This is a genomic window from Desulfosarcina sp. (genome assembly GCF_033791525.1).
In the GTDB taxonomy this organism is placed as follows: Bacteria; Desulfobacterota; Desulfobacteria; order Desulfobacterales; family Desulfosarcinaceae; genus Desulfosarcina.
In genome coordinates, this window is the sequence record NZ_JASJGN010000205.1 from 1 (window position 1) to 2977 (window position 2977).

The 2977-nt window shown below is 52.2% G+C and carries 2 protein-coding genes; both read left to right on the plus strand.

The features are described 5' to 3' along the window. Positions 1 to 186 (plus strand): hypothetical protein (locus QNK41_RS10085; protein WP_319256324.1); only part of this gene is annotated, 186 nt, incomplete at its 5' end. A 1533-nt stretch (positions 187 to 1719) separates the two neighbouring features. Next, positions 1720 to 2946 (plus strand): MFS transporter, encoded by a 1227-nt coding sequence (locus QNK41_RS10090; protein WP_319256326.1) that lies wholly within the window; start codon positions 1720 to 1722, stop codon positions 2944 to 2946. The last annotated feature ends 31 nt before the right edge of the window (positions 2947 to 2977 follow it).

Sequence of the window (2977 nt, forward strand, 5' to 3'; positions counted from 1 at the left end):
TTCAACGTCGGCGTTGAGATCGGTCAGCTTTTCTTTATCGTTTGCGTACTCTCCATCATTGCACTGGCTGGAGCCATTATCCGCCGCATGAACATGCCACGAATGGCGTGGGCCTCGGCCTTGCCGCCTTATGTTATCGGCAGTGCTGCAGCCTTCTGGACCATTCAGCGCCTGGTCGATTTTTGAAGTATCAAAAATGGAGAAGAAAACAATAGTAGCAAAATCAGGATAAAATCATTTATCTTTTTCATTTTGGAATACATTAAGCAGCTTATCCTCCTTTGTTCCTAATAAGCGCTGCCTCTGGCCGCGAGCGTCAAGCCTATTTATAGAACAAACTTTGGCAACTGCCAATACACACTTTTTTGAGCCTTAATTATTCTGGACTTCGAGGCTAAATCGAATCGTTGAAAAGGCCTGTGATTCTAAAGAGTGACGGATGTAACATGCAGGCTGGCGAATTTGCAGATATGTGCCTGGTCGGGAGGACTTTCAGGGTCGTACACAACTTATGGTTTCTTGTCAGTAAACAATCCCATATCAGGTTCTAACGAAACCCACCATATTGTAGTCCTGTAAAACTCCACTCCACTTGTGATTACATATTGTAACTTTGGTAATTGATATGATTCAGGTGGGTTGTAGTACATTGAGACTAATCCACGAAGGTAACCCTTGTCAAACCGTGGGATAGACAGGCTTCGGGTCAGTGGCCGAAATCTTTATGACCAGACAGCTACGTAATGGCTATCCCCTAAAAACGGACCCCACCGATTCGTGTGCTTTCTTGCCAACACCTGGTGACGGTCTTCAATTCGGTATGGCTCAAGATATTGTGGCCGGCCAGAAAACTGATCAGATTGTGATTACAATTTGTAACTTTTGTATGTGATTTAATTCAGGCAAGTTGGCATACATTGAGATTAAACCAAGGAACGGTCTCATGTCAAAACCGGTGATTTCCAAACCCTACTTGCCGTTAAGCCATAGTACAATCAGATAGCATTGATTGCACTGGTTGATCGTGATCGTGGGTATGTGAGATTAGGATGGTCTATGTGAAATGAATCGCTGTAATCCGCACAGGCTCATCTCCGACAACCCGCGTGCGGTGGCCTTTTCTCCTTGTGTCATCTAACATCACGACTTCACTGGCCTTTCGTCGATAACGCTTCCAATCCCCCGCTTCAAATTCACTTTCCCCTGTCATCAATATCAACCATTGTCTAACAGGCGTTGGGTGCCATTCTCCAAACCACCCCACCGGGAATTCTAAAAAAATTCATTCATCGGCAGGTTCGAGTGCAGAAGTGTTCAACGGAATCGCAGGTGGAGCGTAATTGTTGGATTGGATCCTCCCCACGGCAAGCCGCGGGGAATATTCTGCCTGAAACGGCAGTGCTTCGCGGCACCGGAAGGATAAAAAAAAGCGATTTCCAGTTCGCTCGCTAACCCCGCCGCCCCGATTAGCGGGATCTTTGCTTCGCGTCGACAAGCGGCGGGGAATGCGCTCGCTATCGCGGTTCAAGTTTTACATATAGGGTCTCGAAATGTGAAACCCCATCGGAACCAGCATATAGAGAGCAGCGCAATCGATAGGATGAATCGTCTGATAGACAGCGACGCGAAAATCAAAAAACGCATTGAACGATTGACCCAAAACATTATAAAGAGTCAAAAATAGACTTGACCCCTAACGACTAATTGAAAAGGATGCCAATGCCGATTCTAGCTCCCGGGCGATACGGCTACGCCCATCTCATCGCGGCCATCTGTTTTTCCATCCAGGCCCTCGGGGTGGGAGCATTTATCGCCTTCGGCGTCTTCTTCAACCCATTGATGGAGGAATTCGGCTGGTCCCGGGCTGCCATTTCCGGTGCCTCTTCGCTGGCCTTTTTCATCATGGGGCTTTTTGGGGTGATTGTCGGCCGGTTGAACGACCGCTTCGGTCCACGCCAACTCATGACGGTCACGGCAATTCTGTTGGGCCTGGGCTGTGTCCTCATGGCCCGCCTCACCACCCTCTGGGAGCTTTACCTCTTTTACGGCATCATTTTCGGCATGGGGCTCAGCTCCATCGACGTCATCGCCCTGTCCACCATCGCCCGCTGGTTTTCCCACCGCCGGGGTTTTATGACCGGTATCGTAAAGGTGGGCACCGGTGCCGGCCAATTCGTCATTCCCCTGTCTGCCAGCGGGCTGATCCTCCTTTACGGGTGGCGGTGGAGTTTTGTTCTCATCGGTACCAGCGTAGCCCTGATTCTGGTGTTCATGGCCCAGTTCCTGCGCCGTGACCCGGATGCGTTGCGTTCGCACAGGCAACCGGAAACTGTCGACAGCCGGAGCACAACGCCGGCAACGGACTCCAGCCTCCCGTTGTCTCGTGCTCTCAGGACGGTCCAATTGTGGATCATCTGTCTGGCCAATCTCTGCCTAGTCTTCTGCCTGATGATCATCATGCTGCACATCGTCCCCCATGCCCGCGATCTGGGCTTCCCCTCCATGCAGGCCGCCGGTGTCCTCTCCATCATCGGCGCGGTGAGCATGCTGGGGCGCTTCGTCAGCGGTCTGATCATTGATCGCCTGGGCAGCAAAGCGGTGATGGGGGGCTGCTTCGTCCTGCTTCTAATCGGTCTCGGCTGGCTGCAGTTTGCCCACCAACCTTGGATGTTGTATCTTTTTGCCGTCGTTTACGGTCTGGCCCACGGGGGCTTGTTCACCGCCATTTCCCCCCTGGTGGCAGAGTGGTTCGGCATCCAATCCCACGGCGCACTCTTCGGGATCGTAGTTTGTTTCGGCACCACCGGCGGATCCGTCGGCCCCCTGCTTGCCGGCTATCTGTTCGACCTCACCGGCAGTTACCAGCCGACCTTCCGAATCGTGACCGCCATGGCCCTGGTTGCCTGGGGAATGCTGCTCTTTTTACGTCCGGTGAAAAACCGGTGAGACGACCCGAAAAGGGTCGGGCCGTTCCGGC